Annotated in this window: 1 pseudogene; it reads left to right on the top strand. The window is 64.0% G+C overall.

The window, feature by feature from the left end:
• Positions 1–400 (top strand): annotated as a pseudogene (gene trpD / locus JWG88_RS21475) (anthranilate phosphoribosyltransferase); the annotation flags it as partial.

The following is a 400-nucleotide window of genomic DNA, read 5'->3' as shown; positions in this document are numbered from 1 at the left end:
GCCATGAAGAACGTCGCCCCGATCCGCAAGGAGCTGGGCGTGCGCACGATCTTCAACATCCTGGGGCCGCTGACCAACCCGGCCGGCGCGCCGAATATCCTGATGGGCGTGTTCCATCCGGACCTGGTCGGCATTCAGGTGCGCGTGATGCAGCGGCTGGGCGCGAAGCACGCCGTGGTCGTCTACGGCAAGGACGGCATGGACGAGGTGTCACTGGGTGCCGCCACGCTGGTCGGGGAACTGAAGGATGGCGTGGTGACCGAATACGAAATCCATCCGGAAGACTTCGGGCTGCAGATGGTCTCCAACCGCAGCCTGAAGGTGGCCGACGCCGACGAATCCAAAACCATGCTGATCGAAGCGCTGGAAAACAAGCCGGGCACGCCGCGCGAGATCGTCT

It is taken from the genome of Desulfopila inferna, from assembly GCF_016919005.1.
Lineage (GTDB): Bacteria > Desulfobacterota > Desulfobulbia > Desulfobulbales > Desulfocapsaceae > Desulfopila_A > Desulfopila_A inferna.
Note: the sequence above shows the minus strand (reverse complement) of the source record. Positions and strands in the feature narration are given on the sequence as shown.